This window comes from Paenibacillus oralis, from assembly GCF_003863965.1.
In the GTDB taxonomy this organism is placed as follows: Bacteria; Bacillota; Bacilli; order Paenibacillales; family Paenibacillaceae; genus Fontibacillus; species Fontibacillus oralis.
Window position 1 is genome coordinate 5,851,866 of sequence record NZ_RRCN01000001.1, and the last position, 17,296, is coordinate 5,869,161.

The 17,296-nt window shown below is 48.9% G+C and carries 14 protein-coding genes; 6 read left to right on the top strand and 8 right to left on the bottom strand.

The window, feature by feature from the left end:
* Nucleotides 1-21: 21 nt before the first annotated feature.
* The 3 genes from EHV15_RS26090 to EHV15_RS26100 form a co-directional block, all read right to left on the bottom strand.
* A complete protein-coding gene (locus tag EHV15_RS26090) occupies nucleotides 22-2,979 on the bottom strand; it encodes a beta-ketoacyl synthase N-terminal-like domain-containing protein (protein WP_178075961.1) in 2,958 nt (985 codons plus the stop codon).
* Between the two features lie 297 nt (nucleotides 2,980-3,276).
* Nucleotides 3,277-4,218 carry an SDR family oxidoreductase gene (locus EHV15_RS26095; RefSeq protein ID WP_128633802.1) on the bottom strand — a complete coding sequence of 314 codons (942 nt, stop codon included), beginning with the start codon at nucleotides 4,216-4,218 and terminating at the stop codon, nucleotides 3,277-3,279.
* A 93-nt stretch (nucleotides 4,219-4,311) separates the two neighbouring features.
* Nucleotides 4,312-4,959: a TetR/AcrR family transcriptional regulator gene (locus EHV15_RS26100; RefSeq protein ID WP_246061787.1), complete on the bottom strand. Its 648-nt coding sequence runs from the start codon at nucleotides 4,957-4,959 to the stop codon at nucleotides 4,312-4,314.
* A 448-nt stretch (nucleotides 4,960-5,407) separates the two neighbouring features.
* Here EHV15_RS26100 and EHV15_RS26105 point away from each other — a divergent pair, with 448 nt between their 5' ends.
* Nucleotides 5,408-5,584, top strand: coding sequence for a hypothetical protein (locus tag EHV15_RS26105; protein ID WP_218571289.1), 177 nt, complete (start codon nucleotides 5,408-5,410; stop codon nucleotides 5,582-5,584).
* An 878-nt stretch (nucleotides 5,585-6,462) separates the two neighbouring features.
* Here the strand turns inward: EHV15_RS26105 and EHV15_RS26110 are convergent.
* The gene (locus EHV15_RS26110) at nucleotides 6,463-7,431 is read right to left on the bottom strand and encodes a tyrosine-type recombinase/integrase (RefSeq protein WP_128635544.1); all 969 of its coding nucleotides are present in this window, start codon (nucleotides 7,429-7,431) and stop codon (nucleotides 6,463-6,465) included.
* A 214-nt stretch (nucleotides 7,432-7,645) separates the two neighbouring features.
* Here EHV15_RS26110 and EHV15_RS26115 point away from each other — a divergent pair, with 214 nt between their 5' ends.
* From EHV15_RS26115 to EHV15_RS26130, 4 genes are read left to right on the top strand one after another with little or no spacing between them, the layout of a single operon-like run.
* Entirely contained in the window at nucleotides 7,646-8,278 is a 633-nt protein-coding gene (locus EHV15_RS26115; RefSeq protein ID WP_128633804.1) for an HD-GYP domain-containing protein, read from the top strand.
* 11 nt (nucleotides 8,279-8,289) lie between these two features.
* A complete protein-coding gene (locus EHV15_RS26120; protein ID WP_128633805.1) occupies nucleotides 8,290-8,724 on the top strand; it encodes a chemotaxis protein CheW in 435 nt (144 codons plus the stop codon).
* Between the two features lie 11 nt (nucleotides 8,725-8,735).
* Nucleotides 8,736-10,442, top strand: a complete 1,707-nt coding sequence (locus tag EHV15_RS26125; protein WP_128633806.1) for a chemotaxis protein CheA — start codon at nucleotides 8,736-8,738, stop codon at nucleotides 10,440-10,442.
* A gap of 13 nt (nucleotides 10,443-10,455) precedes the next feature.
* A complete protein-coding gene (locus EHV15_RS26130) occupies nucleotides 10,456-12,042 on the top strand; it encodes a methyl-accepting chemotaxis protein (protein WP_128633807.1) in 1,587 nt (528 codons plus the stop codon).
* A gap of 260 nt (nucleotides 12,043-12,302) precedes the next feature.
* On the opposite strand, the gene EHV15_RS26135 is transcribed toward EHV15_RS26130, so the two are convergent.
* The 3 genes from EHV15_RS26135 to EHV15_RS26145 all read right to left on the bottom strand — a co-directional run bounded on the left by EHV15_RS26135 (nucleotide 12,303) and on the right by EHV15_RS26145 (nucleotide 14,870).
* Nucleotides 12,303-12,554 carry a hypothetical protein gene (locus EHV15_RS26135; RefSeq protein ID WP_128633808.1) on the bottom strand — a complete coding sequence of 84 codons (252 nt, stop codon included), beginning with the start codon at nucleotides 12,552-12,554 and terminating at the stop codon, nucleotides 12,303-12,305.
* A 394-nt stretch (nucleotides 12,555-12,948) separates the two neighbouring features.
* Nucleotides 12,949-13,839, bottom strand: coding sequence for an EamA family transporter (locus tag EHV15_RS26140; protein ID WP_128635545.1), 891 nt, complete (start codon nucleotides 13,837-13,839; stop codon nucleotides 12,949-12,951).
* Between the two features lie 176 nt (nucleotides 13,840-14,015).
* Nucleotides 14,016-14,870, bottom strand: a complete 855-nt coding sequence (locus EHV15_RS26145) for a helix-turn-helix domain-containing protein (RefSeq protein ID WP_128633809.1) — start codon at nucleotides 14,868-14,870, stop codon at nucleotides 14,016-14,018.
* Between the two features lie 175 nt (nucleotides 14,871-15,045).
* Here EHV15_RS26145 and EHV15_RS26150 point away from each other — a divergent pair, with 175 nt between their 5' ends.
* Complete coding sequence (locus EHV15_RS26150) at nucleotides 15,046-16,206, top strand: epoxide hydrolase family protein (RefSeq protein WP_128633810.1); 1,161 nt, start codon at nucleotides 15,046-15,048, stop codon at nucleotides 16,204-16,206.
* A gap of 47 nt (nucleotides 16,207-16,253) precedes the next feature.
* Here EHV15_RS26150 and EHV15_RS26155 read toward each other — a convergent pair whose 3' ends face one another.
* Nucleotides 16,254-17,291, bottom strand: a complete 1,038-nt coding sequence (locus tag EHV15_RS26155) for a Gfo/Idh/MocA family protein (RefSeq protein WP_128633811.1) — start codon at nucleotides 17,289-17,291, stop codon at nucleotides 16,254-16,256.
* Nucleotides 17,292-17,296: the final 5 nt, after the last annotated feature.

Here is a 17,296-nt window from a genome sequence, read left to right on the forward strand (position 1 = left end):
GTGAGGCGCCAGCGGCCCGGACTACCTCAAAGCCTTCAGCTTCCGTGTCAGCTCTTCGTCCGTCCGGTAAACGACGGCAACCCTGCACGCCCGGGCGACAGCCTCTTCGGGGGCATCGGAACTTATTTGTTCCGCGTTCAACATCCGGCTGATCTTGTCCAGCAGGCGAACCGGATCCTCCTCGCCGGCGTAGAAGGTATGCACAGCGGAAGCCTCCTCCGGATAAGCATGCCGCGGTTCCGGCGGCCTGCCTTCCGCTTCGGGCCGCCCTTCCTCGCTCGCCCCTAAAATGAGGAGGCTGTCGCTGCTCGCTTCGTCCAGTAACAAGGCATAATCTCCTCCCATGATCGAATGCGAATAGACGCCGGTCAGGCGGGACGTTTGATGCCTGCCGCTTGCCTCCGAAGCCGGGTCGTCGAGGGCGGAGTACTCCCGGTGATGCAGGGCGAGCACCCCCTTCAGCATCAGAAATCCGCCATGGGCGCCGAAGTAGAACTGGTGCCGGCCGGCGCCGCCGCTGAAGCTGTTGCAGCACAACGAATAAGCGGGCAGCTCTTCCGCGCGCTCCCCCTCCGCCTTGCCGTAGCTTGCCCGGTTCGCCCATTCGGCTTCGCCCAGAACGCCTTTGATCCGCGCATAGACCTTCTCTCCGGGCCGGACGTCGCCGTATTTTTTCAGGACAAAAAACACCGAACCTTCCGCCGGTACAAAATTGCCCAATTCGGTCAGACATTTCGGGCAATTGTCCTTGAACACACTTTGAATCACTCGGAAGAACTCCAAAAATTCCGGGGTCATGTTCGCGTGCACGCCGCCGACGATCACCGTTTCGTTTTCGCCGGAAGCGAGGCTCAACATCCCTTGCTCCAGCGCGCTCATAAACGAGGTCGTATCGGAATCGATGACCACGTTCGGACCCTGGACGTTATAGAAATTAGCGATTCGTCCGGCGATAATGTTGTCCATATATCCGGGCAGCGTATCCTCGCCAACCTTCGGAATGTAGCTTCTGAACTGCGTGGTAATATCGGAGAGAAGCGTATTTTTCACGTCTTCGGGCAGTGCGGCGAATTCCGGAATTTGTTTGAGTATTTCGATATACTCGACGAACCGGATGCGCAGGTCGGCCATGACCGACGACTCCAGCCCCAGCATTGCGCCCACGTAAATGCCCGTTTTCTCCGGGGTCAATTTGTCCTGCCCAAAATCGGCGATCGCTTCTCCGGCGGCCATCAGCGCCATTTGCTGCCCCTTATCGATTTCCGGGAGAACGATCGGCGGGATCTTGAATTTGATGCTTGGAAAGTTCAGCCGTTCCACAAAGCTGGCCTCCATGCCGCCGCTTGCGCTGCCGCCGAAGATTTCGTTGACCTCCGCGTTCCAGCGGGTTTCGGGATAATCGCTGCGGCTGGCGAACGGTTCAGCCACTTTCTCCCACCAGACGTCCTTGCCGGCTCCCCGGCTGTCCACCACGCCGACGCCGACGACGGCAATGTCGACAAAACCGCCCGGCGCAGCTTCGCCGCGGCTTAGTTTGTTCACCAGCTCCCGGTGGTAAGGCTCCAGATACTCTTCGACCACGACGCTGGCGTTGATGCCTCCAAAGCCAAAAGCGTTGACGGAAGCCCGTCTGGGCTCGCCCGCCGCCCGTACCGGCCAGGCCTTCGCTTCGGTATTGACGTAGAAAGGTGTCTCTTCCAAGCGGATTTCTTCCGGCGTGCGTTCAAAACGGTGAGTCGGCGGCATCAACCGGTGCCTCATCCCTTCGATCACCTTGATCAGATTGGCCATGCCCGCGGCGGAAAAGCTGTGTCCGATCTGGGATTTGACCGATCCCAACGCAACCGAGCCTTGGGGCAGACCTTCGTCTGCAAACAGCATGGACAGTGTGTTTAACTCGACTTTATCCCCGACAAGCGTTGCGGTGGCGTGGGTTTCAATGTAATCGATATCCTTTGGCCGGAGCCCGGCCCGTTCGATGGATTTCTTCATGGCGGCAAGCTGTCCGAGCGAGCTCGGCGCATAAATCGATTTGCCTTTGCCGTCGCTGGCCGCGCCTACGCCGCGGATGACCGCGTAAATTGCGTCTCCTTCGGCAAGCGCGTCATCCAGCCTTTTCAAAATAATCGTGCCGGCTCCTTCCCCCGGAATCAGCCCGTTTGCCTGATGGTCCAGCGGACTGGAGTGGGTTGGCGACAGGCCGCCGATTTTGGCGAAGGCGACGTTGCCCGTAATGTTCATATTGCCGAGAACGGCGGTGGTGATGCAGGTCTTCAATTTCTTGTCCTGGAGATGTTTGATCGCTTCGTCGATTACGAGTACCCCGGCGGAGCAGGCTGAGTCGACAATGATGGAGGGGCCCTTGATGTCAAGGAGATTGCGGACCGATTTGCCCAAAGCGCTGTACATGATGTTTTCGGCGTTGGCTTCATTTAATGCGGTAAATGCTTCGTCCACCAGGCGGCGGAACTGCTGCCGGACTTGATCCCGGGTGTCTCCGGGAAGCCGGGCGTAGGCGGGATGCCGTTCAAGATAATAGGCGAATTCCTTGGCCCTGAGATTGATGGAATAATCCGAAAAAGCTTCGTCTCCCAGCATGTTTCCGACAAAAACGCCGGTATCGTCATTGGAGAAGCCGCTTTGGCCTGACCGGGTCATCGACATGGCTTGGAGAATGCTGTCCAGCAGCATCAACTGCGTTCTGTTCAGCTTGTCCAGTTGTGGCCTGGAAAAAGAGTGCTGTTCAAAAGGGAAGGTGTATTCATGGATCGTCCCCCCTAGCCTGCAATAGGTCTTGTCTTCCGCGTTTCGATCCTCGTCGTAGTAGGTTTCCCATTTCCAGCGGTCTGCGGGGGTCGTCCTGATTCCCGGTTTACCCGAAAGCACATTGGCCCAAAACCGCTTCACATCGTATCCATCCGGGGGAAAAATGCAACCGTACCCGACAATCGCTATCGGATGAAATTTGTAATTGTGCAATGTTTCACTTCCCTTTCTATGGTTTTCCCTGGGTTCGCCGAATCTGAGCTGCAATTAATAAGTTGCCGATATGAAGCCATCACCTCCTTCCCGAATCACCATTTATGAAAATAAATGATTCTATTACAATTTCAAGTAAATTTAACATTAATTTTTCAATTATCTAGATTATAACGAGTTATTGTTAATCCACTATAAATTATTTATATTGTCATAAATTCGACATTTTGTATTAAAAGTTGAAAAAAACTCCCTTCTCTTCCTATTGGAAGAAAAGGGAGTTATCCCGAGTCAAGTTTACCGAACCTGCCCCTTAAACCACTCTAACGTCTCCCGGATCGCTTCCGGATGCGGGGTTGTCTTCGCGCCGAAGGCGGCTTCGTATTTGCCGTGATCGACGATAAAGGGTCGTTCGAACATGTACATCATTTCTTTGATTTCCCGCATATCGGCGCTAAACCAGGAAGCCAGGGCAAGCAATGGCTTCGGCGGGACGCGGAATTTGGGGGACTGGCCGAGAAAGCGGTAAACCAGGCCGACGATTTCCCGGGTTGTTAACGTTTCCCCGCCGGGAATGTGCCACACATGGCCTAACGCGGCTTCCCGCTCCCCCAAGGTAACCAGCCCTTTGGCGAAATCGCGGATAAAAATGTAGGTGTGCGGCGCGTCGATATCGCCCAGCACGCTTGCCGCCTTCCCCTCCAGCGCCGCCCGGAACACCCTTGCGCCCAGCGCCGATTCCAGCACGCCGGGTCCATAGAAATCAGAAGCCCGGCCGATCGCCACCCGGACTTTGCCGCCGCGGTGCGCTGCGAGGAGCTTCTGCGCCATTTCGGCGCGGACTTTCCCCTTGCGGTCGGTCGCCCGCTCCGGTAAATCTTCCATCAACACGCGATCCGTATGTCCATACATATACAGATTGTCGGCATATACCAATTTGGCCCCCGTCGCTTCGGCCGCGCCCAAAATCCCATCCGTGATCGGCGGAAACATCTCGGGCCACTTCGTATAAGGCGCTTTGGCGCAATGGTAAATCACCGAGGCGTTTTCACACGCCGCCAGAATACTCTCCCGGACCGTGGCGTCGCCCTTCACGACCTCGACGCCGGCGGGAACCCGGGCGTTCCCGCTCCGGTTGACCATGCGCACCCGCTTGCCCCGGGCCAGCAGTTCCTCCATGACTGCCGTGCCCAACGGGCCCGTACCGACGATCACGTGTTGTTCCTCCTGGTTCGTCATATTCCATCTCCTCTTTTAGGAAAGAATGGTATGCTATTTCGAAATTAATTATACAAAATAAATTAACTCGAGTAAACTTTTTGATGAACCAGGCTATTCGGCTGCTTCGACCGCTTCCAACAGTTGTAAATGCGCTTCATAAAATCCAATGATATCCTCGGAACCAAATTGCTGCGCCGTCAGATAGGCTCCGTAAAAAATCGTAAACAGCGCCTTCACCGCTGTATCCATGGAGATGTCCGGCCGCAGCGTACCGTCCTCCCGCGCTTCTTCCATGCAGCGCGCGTACAAATCCAGCATATCGGGCGTGGCCCTGCCCGCCTCGACATGGCCGGGGAACAACAGCCGAACCTCGGCTTCGCTTAACTCCGGCATCGCGGGATGCATGTTCATTTCCGCAAGAAATGAAATCAAGCTGGGCAATAATCCCGGCCGGTCCACTGCCGTTTTCGCCACCTTGGTAAGCAAATGCCGGATCGCGGCGAAGCCGCGCTTTCGCGCCGCATCGATTTCGATGGTCCGCTCGGTAAGCCAGACGCGCATGAAGTAGACCAGCAGGTCTTCTTTTTTCGGAAAAAACTTAAAGAACGTGACCCGCGAGACCTCCGCTTTCCGGCAAATGTCCTCCAGCATCACTTCGTGAAACATTTTATTCTCCATCAGCATCAGGGCGCTTTCGTACAGAGCCAGCTTGGCTCGCGCCTTTCTGAGCTCCCTCCGCGAAATATCCGAGAGATCCACATTCATCCCCCTAATCCGTATACTTGTCAGGAACCGGCCATACTGGCCAGCCATCCCGAAATAAACAAACACAAATTCGACATGCAAGGCCACCATTCGATGGGACCGACTGAAAAAGTGCATTCTATTTTCTACAAATTACCATATTAGAGCGATTCAAATGCAAAAGTACATCTCATTTAGGGCTATACAATAAAAAAGTAACTTTTAACCGGAAATGAACTGCACTTTTACCCTTGAGCCACCGGTTTTGAGGAGTTTCGACAAAAACGGCCTGCACTCTTGCATTTCATGAGACTTCCCCCTCTTCCCAGCGGCTACAAGCCCTGCGTTCCATCCCTGTTAAACCCATGCTCGGTCTGCTTTTAAGTTCGTTCTCGTATTGGGAAAGTTGAGTTCTAACATATACGATAACAAAAATGGCGAAGAATGAAAACGCGTTATCAGGATGGCCCCGGTAAACGCTGGCGGCGGCATTGTAGGCGGTGCCTTGCTGGAGCTGGTAGGGGTGCAGTCTTTTCCGGGAGTGTTGTTGATACTGCTGCTGGTTGCGCTGATTATAGCGTGGAGTGCGAAGCGATATGCGTTTCCGGGGAACGGATCCGAAAAGAAACCGGAGTCTTAAGAAAAACGTCTATGATAACTCAACTTTCGTAGCATAAAATTGGCAAGTAAGCCTTGAAGTAGTTGAGGAAAGCCGGCATCTACCGGTGGAGTTGACACTGGATTAGATCGGAAAGCTTTTTCCTGACTTTGGCAGCGACTTCGTAGATCAAATCTTGAAGTTGACAACCCGATGTGATCAATTGCAAAAGTGCATTCCATTCTTCGTAAATTTCCACGTTAGAGCGGTTGAAATGCAAAAATGCATCTCTTTTGAGGCTATCTGATTAAAAAGTAGTTTTTGACCCGAAATGAACTGCACTTTTGCATCTGAACCACCTGTTTCGGGGAATTTCGACGAAAACCGCCTGCACTTTTGCATTTCGGGAGATTCCCCTCCTCTTCCTTATATCGCAACGTGGCGGGAGTGGCATATGGTTCCTTCCACGTAAAGGTTCCAGCACGTTCAAGTTCCTGAATAGCGGCTTCAAGCTCCGCATTCCATCGCTTCACCCCCATGCTCCCCCTGCTTTTAAGTTGGTTTTCGTTCTGCGAACGTTGAGTTATAAATTCTATAATCTTAAGAAAAACAAGCGAGCCCATGGCATACCATGGGACTCGCTTGGCTAGAAAACTACCGGTAACCCGATAAACTGCGAAGAACAATCATAACCAACTTGTTGGACGGCATCGCCCCATATGTACAAATTGTAAATAAATAACTTAAGCAATATGTTGCTTAAAGAACGACAAAACAGCCTAAAATAGTAAGGGTAATAAAACAGGTCGCATAATGATAATTATCCGACAAAAGACATGGGTAAAAATGTAGAAAAAGATAGAATTTTGCGGAGTGCTTAATCAAATTATAGGCCAAATAGCATGCTTTTGCATAGTGCGTCAGTTAATAAATTCCTTTAAGCAGTCTTGTACATAATCCGGAGCTGCTTTTTTCATTTGCTCTACAGTATGCAAATATCGCTGAGTAGTATTGATATGCGCATGCCCGAGCGTTTCCTGCACTTGCTGAAGCGAAGCTCCTCCCAGTAAGGCTAAGGTTGCGTTGGTATGCCGTAGCCAGTGGGGCGTAAGCTTTTTTGTAATGCCGCTTTTTTCCCCGGCTTTACGAATGATGCGTTCAATTTGTCTTGTAGAAATAGGAAACAGCTTGAGCGTATCGGGTGGTTCTGCGTTACCGGCAAGCCCCTTCGCATATTCTACAAATATTTCCCATAAATGCTGGGGTACCTTTATTTCTCTTGTCCTCCCTCCTTTTGTATAGTGAAGCGTAAGCCAAACACTCGACTCCATAGGATCAGTATGGAAATTTCCCCAGTATACCGAATTCAGTTCAGACACCCGCAGACCAAGCAATACAAGCGAAAGCCCCATCAAATAATTTCTTTGACTCTGCTGCTGCAGATGCTTTAGCAACAACCCTACTTCCTTTTTGGTTAAAAAGTTCCGGTGGCTTGTCACCTGAATTACCGGCAAGCGCACATTCGATGTAGGATTCCTTTCAAAAAAACCTATGTTGCTGTCGCTCCCCCACTTATAAAGCGATTTTAGCGGAGCAATGAAAGCGGCGATACTGGCCGGTGCCAGTGCGCGTTTGGAGGTTACTTTCTCGCGTTGCTGCAAGTACAGCTTAAAGGCCTCAATCTCTCTCCATGTTACCGAATCAAGCTTCTTGAACCCGATGAACTCCCGAAAACAATGTATGGCCCTCAAGTAACTCCTCCTCGTATTGTCTGCCGTGCAGCAGGCACTTACAAACATGTGCACGATTTTTTCATCGCTATAGTTATTCGAACTCGTGTGCAGCAAAGTCAACTGATTTGCAGCATTCATGTTGCCATTGGTAGACATCATCCATCCTCCCCAAATTTTGTCGGATAATTATCATTATACGACCTGCTATGGACTTTTGTTGACTATCCCTCGGATCCAGCGCAGAAGGAAAGACATTCACAGGTCTGCCGGAGGTTATGCATTAAAGAAAGGAGGGCTTTTCGCCAAGGCCAACACCTTAACTTGAATCGCTTCTATTTTCAAATATGTCACAAAAAAAGGAGAGAACACCATGAGCTCCTTGCAAAAATTTATTGATAACCAGGCTATGGCACAGCAAGATTCAACATTACTAATTCAGTTGATCGACTTTATGCGCGAAAAACGTCCTGAAGTCTATCGGCATAGCATACGGGTGGCTATGCTGGCAGAACGTATAGCCACCGAGATGAATCTGGCGGCATGCGAGAAAGAAAACTTGCTGCGCGGCTGCTTTCTTCACGATCTGGGCAAAATCATGCTGCCTTTGGATGTGCTGGAACAGGCTGCGCCCCTTACCCCGCACCAATGGAAAATCATCAAACTCCATCCGCAGGTAGGGGCCGACCTTTTGCATAACATATCCGAATTTGAAGAACCGGTCATCGAAGTGATTCTTCATCATCATGAACGTTGGGATGGGCAAGGTTACCCCCATGGATTGAAAGAACAGGACATTCCATTATTGGCCCGCATCTGCTCTGTAGCCGATGCCTTTGATGCCATGATGTGCGTACGGCCATACCGTCAAAGCTTGCCATTGGAACAGGTCAAGCAGGAGTTATGGCGAAACCGAGCCATCCAGTTCGATCCTGATATCACCCGCCTAACGCTTGAACTGCTCGAGTCAGACACGTCTTATTTTGGATTTATTCAAGAAAGGTAGGGAAATCGCGTATGCATTCAACGGACAAGCAGCAGTACATCGAGTTTTGTGTGGATGATGAAAACTACGCAATCTCCATCTCCGAGATTCATGAAATTATTAAAATGCAGGAAATAACGGATATCCCTAACACTTATTCTTATGTTCAGGGTGTCATAAATTTACGCGGCCGAATTGTACCTGTCATCAGCCTAAGAAGCTTATTTATGCTGGAGCCGGACGAGTACACAAAAACGACGCGTATCGTTGTCGTCAACCACCAACAGGAAGCGGTCGGAATTATTGTGGACAAGGTTAGTAAAGTAACTACCTTCGGTGACATTCAACCTCCTCCGGACAAGATCGCCAATGTAAGCGGCAGTTATTTTACAGGTATTGGATTGGCGTCGGATGAAAGCCTAGTGGGAATTCTAAAGCTTGATGAAGTGCTTATCGGAAACAGCTAGGAGGTGAACCGGTGACGGATCTATCGGGATACCGGGAATTATATTTAGAAGAGCTGGATGAACAGCTTCAATATATTGAAGAAGAAGTCTTGCGTCTTGAACATGAAGGAGCTACCGACACGGCCGTTGATCGGCTGTTTCGGGCCGCACACACTTTGAAAGGCTCCTCGGCAGCCATGGGTTATCACAAAATGAAGGAAGTGACCCATCAAATTGAGCATTTGCTCCATCAAGTGCGAAACGGTGAACGAATGGTTACCAAACCATTGATCAACCTAATGTTCACTGGACTGGATGTTATGAAAGGGCTCCAAGAGGAAATTGTCCGAACCGATGCCGAAACTTCGGATATTTCGCCTCTTCTGCAGCAACTTCAGCAGTTCAGCATGAATGCTGCCTCGGAATCAGTTATTCCCGAACCCCCCAATGCATTTTCCGGAGGTGCAAAGGAGGAACTGCCGGGGGATGTGGGACAGCCTCCGGCGCAGCGAGCCGTTTATCCGGAGACGAAAAGCAAATCGCAAACGATCCGAGTTAATATTGATCGGCTGGATCATCTAATGAATTTGGCGGGTGAACTTGTTATCGATCAGACGCGGATCCAACAGGTCAGAACATTGTTTAGACAAAGATTGGGTTCTGATGACCTTGTAGAAGAGCTGTTTCAGCTTTCCGATCACTTGAGCCTGCTCATCGGTGAATTGCAGGACGGTGTGATGAAAGCCCGAATGCTTCCGATTGAGCAGTTGTACAATCGTTTTCCGCGCATGATTAGAGATTTGGCCGAATCTTTGGGCAAGCAGGTAGACCTCATTTTACAGGGTAAGGACACCGAACTGGATCGCACTTTAATTGAAGAAATCGGCGATCCTTTGATCCATTTGCTGCGCAATGCCGTTGATCACGGCATTGAAGTGCCGGAACAACGACGGCTGAGCGGCAAAAGCGAACGCGGCACGCTCACCTTGTCCGCTGCACATCAGGACAACCATGTCGTGATCTCAATCCGGGATGACGGCGCTGGCATCGATGCGGACAAGCTTCGCGGATCCGCAGTAAGCAAAGGGCTGCTGCCGCAACACGAAGCCCGGCGTTTAAGCGATGATGAAGCTCTGCAGCTCATATTCAAGCCCGGTTTTTCCACCGCTTCCCAGGTCAGTGATGTCTCTGGGCGCGGGGTCGGCATGGACATCGTCCGCAACAATATCGAACGAATGAGCGGCATGATCGACGTTGAGACCGTTAAGGGACAAGGTACTCTGTTTCGTATCCGCCTCCCTCTTACTTTGGCCATTGTTACGGGACTGCTCGTGAATATCAGCGGGCGGATATTTATTATTCCCATGAGCAGTGTGGCGGAAATTACCCGGATCGAAGCCAAAGAAATCAAAAGATTGCGCGGAGAACCTGTGATTAAGATTCGCCATCAAGTCATTCCTGTCGTCTGGTTGCACGATCATTTTCAATACCCGCGTCCGCCGGCACGGCGCTATTTGCCCATAGTCATTATCGGAAGAGGCGAAAAACGAGTTGCGCTGGCAGTGGACGAGTTGATGGGCAATCAGGAGATCGTCATCAAGAATCTCGGCAGCTTTATTGGAAAAATCGGCGGCATTTCAGGGGCAACCATATTAGGCAGCGGGAATGTGGCCCTGATCCTGGACGTAGACGGAGTTATTAAGCTATCAAGCAACGCACAGACAAATTCATCGATTTAGGAGGCATCATACAATGAAATTTTTCTATAATCTGAAGACGAGTGTAAAGCTGATTTCCGCATTTTTGCTAGTATCTCTGATTCTCGCATTTGTTGGGTTTTATAGTCTCAATAATTTGAACAAAATGAATGGTTCTATAAAGTCAATGTACGCAGATGGCCTTGTTCCATTAAAATCCGTACAATCGGCGCAGATCAGCTACACCCGCATGCGGGTACTGATTCGCAACATCTATATGGCGGAGGATAGAGCCACGCAAGAGAGTAACATAGAACTGTTGGAGACAGAGAAAAAAGAATTGATAAATCACATGAATGATTTTCGCAATACTGTCCTGAGCGATCAATCCGTTGCGGCTTTAGAGCCGTTTGACGGACTGTGGAACGAATATGTGCCTTTGGTTGATGAAGCTGTACAACTTGGATTAAATGGGCGCAGTGACGAGATGAAGACGCTGATTAACAACGACTTGACCAATGTCGGCAATAAACTCAGAGACTTGTTGAATACTTTGAGCGATATCAATATGGCGGAGGCTGACGAGACCAAAGATGCGGGCGAAGCCTTGTACGTTTCCTCCCGGAATGTATCCATTATTGTTATTGCAGCTTCTGTGGCGATATCTATTTTGCTTGGATACATCATCTCGCAGATTATATCCAGACCTCTCGCCCGCGTCGCTCAGCTCGTCCAGCAAGTAGCGGGCGGCAATCTGCAAAACACACTGGATATATCCACCAAGGATGAAATCGGACAGCTCGCGCAAGGCATGAATAACATGGTGGTCAGCTTGCGGGAAACCGTCAGCAACATTTTAGTCCACTCCCAAAGCCTCGCCGCGGCATCCCAGCAAATTTCGGCCAGCACAGAGGAAATTGCCAGCGGGAATGCAAGCCAAGCCAGTGATGCCCAAACCATCAGCGAGTTGTTCAAAGAACTGTCCTCGGCTATTCATGCTATAGCCCTCAATACCGAACAGGCCTCGGAATTGTCCAGCGAAACGGTGCGCATCGCCGAAGAAGGAAGCGGAGTTATTCAGTCATCCAGCGAAAGCATGAAATCGGTAAGCCTGCAGATGACAAGACTGGAAGATGACTCGCAAAAAGTCGGCGAAATCATCGGGGTTATTGAAGATATTGCGGATCAGACCAATTTGCTGGCACTAAATGCCGCTATTGAGGCCGCGCGGGCCGGAGATCAAGGACGAGGGTTTGCGGTAGTCGCCGACGAAGTGCGGAAATTAGCCGAACGAAGCGGCGAAGCCACGAAACAAATTACAAGCATTATTAAAGGAATGCAGGAAAATACACGCGCCAGTGTAAAATCCGTGCAGGAAAGTGCGGAATTGTCCGAACGTACCGGAGAATCTTTCGGGCACATCGTCAGCTATGTCAATGATGCCGGTCAAAAGGTAGTGGAGATCGCTGCCGCCAGCGAGCAGCAGGCTGCGCAAACCGCCACCGTCTTGTCCGCCGTTGAGAATATCTCGGCTACAACACAGGAAGCGGCCGCAAGCAGTGAAGAAACGGCTGCCACCGCCCAATCGCTGGCCCAACTGGCCGAAGAACTGCAGCGTTCCGTTTCCGTGTTCAAGCTTTGAGATTAAACATTGTAACAAATTCGCGTCCGGCAACCGGCAGTTCCTAATCATCACCGGTTGCCGGGCCTTAAGCCCATTGCGATACTGCCTCAGACCGTTCATGACAAAAGGACGTTTAAGTCCCGATTTTCAAGGGTCTCATAATAAAAAACGCCAATTAAACAATAAATGCTTAATTGGCGTTACTTTTTAATAGGGACCGATAATATGCCATTTTATTGCAATGAAGGTTAACCATCGCACAATTACTTATTGTTGTTTCAACCTATTAATCTCAAGTTCATTAAGGGAAGTTTTATGATATGTAAACTCGACATCTCGTTTACTTTATCTAGTTTTTTGTTAAGCAACTCGAGCATGGACATAACATCCTGAGGACTTTCTGCCGCCAGTTTATCAACTTTCTCTTCGATTCGTCCTACCTTATCATCCACTACTTCAATTTTTTTCTGCAATGGAGCAAGCTTCTGATCTAAAAGTTCACCTATAGCTTTCAATAATTCCTCGTTCACAATATCAACCTCCCTTTGTAAATATAGCATAAAGGAATACCCGGATACCCTTTTATATTTGGACGCGGTCGAAGAAGCCGGCTGCTTTTTGTTACTCTATTAGTAGAATGATCCGGAAATAATATGGCTTATCTGCGGACAGGGGCCATGGATTCGCTTTGTTCATTATTAGTCTTGTGCTCAGTATCGTCTGTCCCCATAAAATAGAGGAACTTTTGGGTCTTATTTTCCGAATGTGAGCCTATTCATCACCATAGGGGAACTTTTGGATCTTATTTTTCGATGAACAGGTCGAAACCGGCCTTTAGCCACTAAATCGTGGAAATGGCGCCATAAAATTCCTCTATATCACGCAACATGGGGGATATCGCTGAAATAGCGCCCTTTTTTTCCTCTATGCTGTCACCCGAGATCTCGAATGATCGGATCGAATGTTACTGCTAACAATCCCGCCTAGAATAATGACCACCCCAATCCACTGAGGCAAGCTTATTGGTTCTGCCAGCACTAAAGCGGACATTGTAACAACAACCGGCAATTCGGATGATGTAAGAATGGTTCCTAATCCTGAACCTACATGCGGCATGCCAATTGAAAACAAAAGCGGCGGAAGAACGACCCCGAATATGCCCAGAGCTAATCCATAGGGAATCAACCCCATTAAAATATCCAAGTCAAATAAAAACGTTGGCGGAAATACGATAAATACGGTTAATACTCCTCCCGTGGACAGAAGTGCACTTTTTAAAACGGGAGGGGTTGCTTTTTCAACAGAGCTGCTCAAAAAAACGAATGTGGAAAAGGTTAATGCCGCAAGCATTCCCCAAATGCTTCCCTGCCATGACAATGCCAGGTGTTCCTGAAACATGACATTGGCTGCCAAAATGGAACCAACTAGAAGCAATCCAATGGAAACAAGCTTACGCTTTGTAGGCTTTTTCTTATGGAACACCCACTCCAACAGGGCTCCGATCCAAACAAATTGGAACAGAAAAACAATGGCCAGAGAAGCGTTTAAGGTTTGTAAGGCTTGATAATAAAATATACCTGTTAACCCGAACGGAACTCCAGATACGATAAGCTTTGAAATTTGTATACGAGTTAGTTTTTTCTTTTTGGTAAATAAAACTACAAGCCAAGCAAGCACAACTCCGAAGAAATACTGTCCTCCGGTTACTGCTGATACTGTGAACCCTGCTGCATACGCCAATTTAACAAAAGTGGACAAGATCCCATAACAGCAGCCTCCTAAAAAAACAGTCAATGCATAATGCCAAAATTTCATCATTTTCCTCCTTTGTGAACGCAAAAAAACCACACAAATGACCAGCAAGGCCATTGTGTGGCGAAAATAGAGACTAGTCTCCAGAAAAGTCCACATCATCCAAAATAGGTTTTAGGTATTCCGTTCCTGTAACATTATAAAAGCATCCTTTGAACGTTGTCAATTGCAGCATTGCGTTATTGAACGGCAGAGAACTTGCGGGACATCGTCCGATACGTTGTCGGCGACATCCCTCTTTTAGATGTAAATTGTTTGATGAAGTAAGTGTCATACTCGAATCCAGTGGCACGTGCAATATCATTCAGGTTCATATCCGTATGTGTTAACAGATCGCCCGCTACTTTCAAACGATGCGAAAGCAAGTAGCCGATCGCTGTAGTTCCGCATCTCTCCTGAAACATCTTATTGAGCGTCACACGGTTCAAATGAGCGCAATTCGTCAAATCTTCCAAAGATATCTTTTGAGGATAATTCGTGTGTATATATTCCAACACCACATCAACAGGCGATTGTTCGTTATTGCAATTCAAATCCTCAAGCAATCCCATAATTTGAATAAAGTATTTTTTTATTCTGCACGCCCACCGTTCATCGCTTTGCGCCTGCACTTCCGTGCCAAGTACAAAAAACCATTCAAATAAAAGCGGATATGCTTTCTCGGTTACACGAGGTAAGCCTCTATTTGGATAATCACTTTCAAAAAAGGAAAGACCTGTTTGTATTCTTGGAGCGGACGGAAAGTAACCCTGTGTTTCGGAAAGAGTTACGCTGTTCAGAAATTCGCGATGAAAACTAAAGGATTGTGCAGCAACGTTTTGCTTCTCAATGACTTTCATCTCATCATTTTCAGCCAAGCAAAGGACACCAGGAGCAGCAATAGATATCGGGCGTTCGTTTAATATTCCGCTTATACTTCCGGACGTAATAAAAATCAGAGTGAGACGTTCAGGATATGGAAGATGACTAAAATCCTCCACGGCGGCAAATTCAATGTTTACGGTACGGTTTTTGTATCGATCCATTTGCGGCATAGCAGTCACCTATTATCAAATAGTATAGTTAAATGCTTCATTTATGCCAGTGTACCACACAATTTTGAGGGATATAATAACGATGTAACAACTAAGCCCATGCTTGGAGAAGCAAGTTTTGTGCGAAGTTGACTCAGGAAGTAAGGCTCACAAAACTTTTAGGAGGGAAATCTTGATGGCTATCGAACGTTTTCATATTCACGTCTCCGATGAAATCCTGAACGATCTAAAATACAGACTGCAGCACATCCGTTGGCCGGATGAATTTGAAAACCAGGGTTGGGAACGGGGCACGGAATTAAGTTACTTAAAATCGCTAGTTTCGTATTGGAGAGACCATTACGATTGGCGCGCCCAAGAATCCGAACTGAACCGCTTTTCCCAGTTTCGCTGCAATATCGACGGGATCGACGTGCACTTCGTGCATGAGCGCGGGAAAGGACCTAACCCTTTGCCCCTGATTCTTACCCACGGATGGCCCGACAGTTACCTTCGTTACCAAAAAATCATCCCTCTTCTTACTGACCCAGCCAGCCATGGCGGTAACCCTGAGGACTCTTTTGACGTCATTGTCCCTTCAGTACCTGGATTTGGATTCTCTAGCCGCCCTAAACATCCCGGTGTCAACCATTTTCGTGTCTCCGAAATGTGGGCTAAGCTAATGACCAAAGAATTAGGCTACAAAAAATTTATAGCCGCAGGCGGGGATATCGGCTCCGGTGTTACAAGGTACCTGGCAGCAAACCATCCCGAACTGTTATTCGGCATCCACCTAACCGATATCGGGATTATAAGAGATCTCATGAATTCATCTGATCAGACCAAGCTTTCCGAAGAAGAACGGCGATACAAGAAAAACGCTTTGGAATGGATTTCTCAGGAAGGAGGATACATGTCCATTCAATCGACACGCCCGCAAACTCTAGCTTATGGTCTATCCGACTCACCGGCAGGTTTAGCAGGTTGGATACTAGAGAAATTCCGGGCATGGAGCGATTGCAACGGCAACCTCAAGCAAAAATTCAGTGAGGATGAGCTCATCACACATATTATGATTTATTGGGTGACGAACACCATTGGATCGACAGCACATATGTACTATGAAAATACGCATTCTTTGCCGCCACTGGGCTACATCAAGGTCCCGACAGGTCTTGCCTTATTCTCGGCAGATATCTTGTTGCCGCCCAAAGCATGGGCAACGCGCAACCTGAATGTAACTCGCTGGACTTCGCTGCCCCGCGGCGGACATTTTACCGCTATGGAAGAACCGGAGCTTTTCGCCGATGATATTCGCGCATTCTGCAGGCCTTATAGAACGGCACGGCCATTCTGACGACCTCAAAAGGCTAACCGCTTGGTTAGCCTTTTGAGGTTGATAGGTCATCCTTTATCGCTTGCCCTAAAAATATCTTCTATAACATTCATTACTTTTCGGACTTCATGATTTTTCACGATCGGCTCCGCGCCTTCGCGAACGACCTCATAAAAGTTTTGATAAAAAGGAACAAAATCCGCTTTGGGCTCCGGGAAGGCGATTCTTTCGGTTGCCTCTTCCGAAGGAGGCGCCATCGTTTTGGTGAGTCCCACACCCGCTTGGATCGGCGCCGGAGCCGGGACATCCTCACGACCGGTAGCGGCAATGATCTCGCCGGACAAATCCCAATCGTTAATTTTTGCGGTTCCTTCCAGGCCTTTTACGTACCAGCGAGGGAGCTTGGTATAGTTGGTAGTGCCCACCTCAACCAAGGCCCTCACACCATTTTCAAAGGTAATGTAGCTCATAAATCCATCATCGACTTCATCGCCTAAAATATAGCTTAAATCCGCCTGCACGCTCTTAATTGGACTGTCTACCAGCCATAGCAGTTGATCCAGCAAATGGACCCCCCAATCCAACAGCATGCCGCCCCCATGTTTCTGCAGATGACGCCAATCTCCCGGAATGCCGTTGGCACCTTGAACGCGAGATTCGATTTGGAATATATCCCCAATCGTCTTTTTTTGATACAGCTGCCGAATGATGAGAAAATCCGGGTCCCAACGACGATTCTGGTGAACCATAAAGACGTTTCCGGTCGCTTCGGCAACCGCCAAAATCTCATCGAGTTCTCGGGTGTTCATCGCCACCGGCTTTTCGCAAACCACATGTTTTCCCGCCCGTAAAGCTTTGATCGCTATTTCTTTATGAGAATCGTTGGGCGTTGCGATAAGAATGGCTTCGATGTTTCCGTCATTCAACACTTCTTCCAGGCTTTCATAAATCCGCAGGCCCTTGCCCTGGGATATTTGCTGTCTTTCTCCGGAAATATCATAGGTACCCGCAACATGAACTCGCGTACTTTCCGCAGGTATAAGATTGTGGGCATGGTAGGAACCCATGCCGCCATAGCCAATTACGGCAAAATTAATGATTGACATCCTTC

What these genes read in the sequence shown, in the direction of transcription:
- EHV15_RS26095 (WP_128633802.1), bottom strand. Translation starts at nt 4,218, where the DNA reads ATGACGAACCAGGAGGAACAACACGTGATCGTCGGTACGGGCCCGTTG.
- EHV15_RS26105 (WP_218571289.1), top strand. Translation starts at nt 5,408, where the DNA reads ATGGCCCCGGTAAACGCTGGCGGCGGCATTGTAGGCGGTGCCTTGCTG.
- EHV15_RS26110 (WP_128635544.1), bottom strand. Translation starts at nt 7,431, where the DNA reads ATGTCTACCAATGGCAACATGAATGCTGCAAATCAGTTGACTTTGCTG.
- EHV15_RS26115 (WP_128633804.1), top strand. Translation starts at nt 7,646, where the DNA reads ATGAGCTCCTTGCAAAAATTTATTGATAACCAGGCTATGGCACAGCAA.
- EHV15_RS26120 (WP_128633805.1), top strand. Translation starts at nt 8,290, where the DNA reads ATGCATTCAACGGACAAGCAGCAGTACATCGAGTTTTGTGTGGATGAT.
- EHV15_RS26130 (WP_128633807.1), top strand. Translation starts at nt 10,456, where the DNA reads ATGAAATTTTTCTATAATCTGAAGACGAGTGTAAAGCTGATTTCCGCA.
- EHV15_RS26140 (WP_128635545.1), bottom strand. Translation starts at nt 13,839, where the DNA reads ATGAAATTTTGGCATTATGCATTGACTGTTTTTTTAGGAGGCTGCTGT.
- EHV15_RS26145 (WP_128633809.1), bottom strand. Translation starts at nt 14,870, where the DNA reads ATGCCGCAAATGGATCGATACAAAAACCGTACCGTAAACATTGAATTT.
- EHV15_RS26150 (WP_128633810.1), top strand. Translation starts at nt 15,046, where the DNA reads ATGGCTATCGAACGTTTTCATATTCACGTCTCCGATGAAATCCTGAAC.
- EHV15_RS26155 (WP_128633811.1), bottom strand. Translation starts at nt 17,291, where the DNA reads ATGTCAATCATTAATTTTGCCGTAATTGGCTATGGCGGCATGGGTTCC.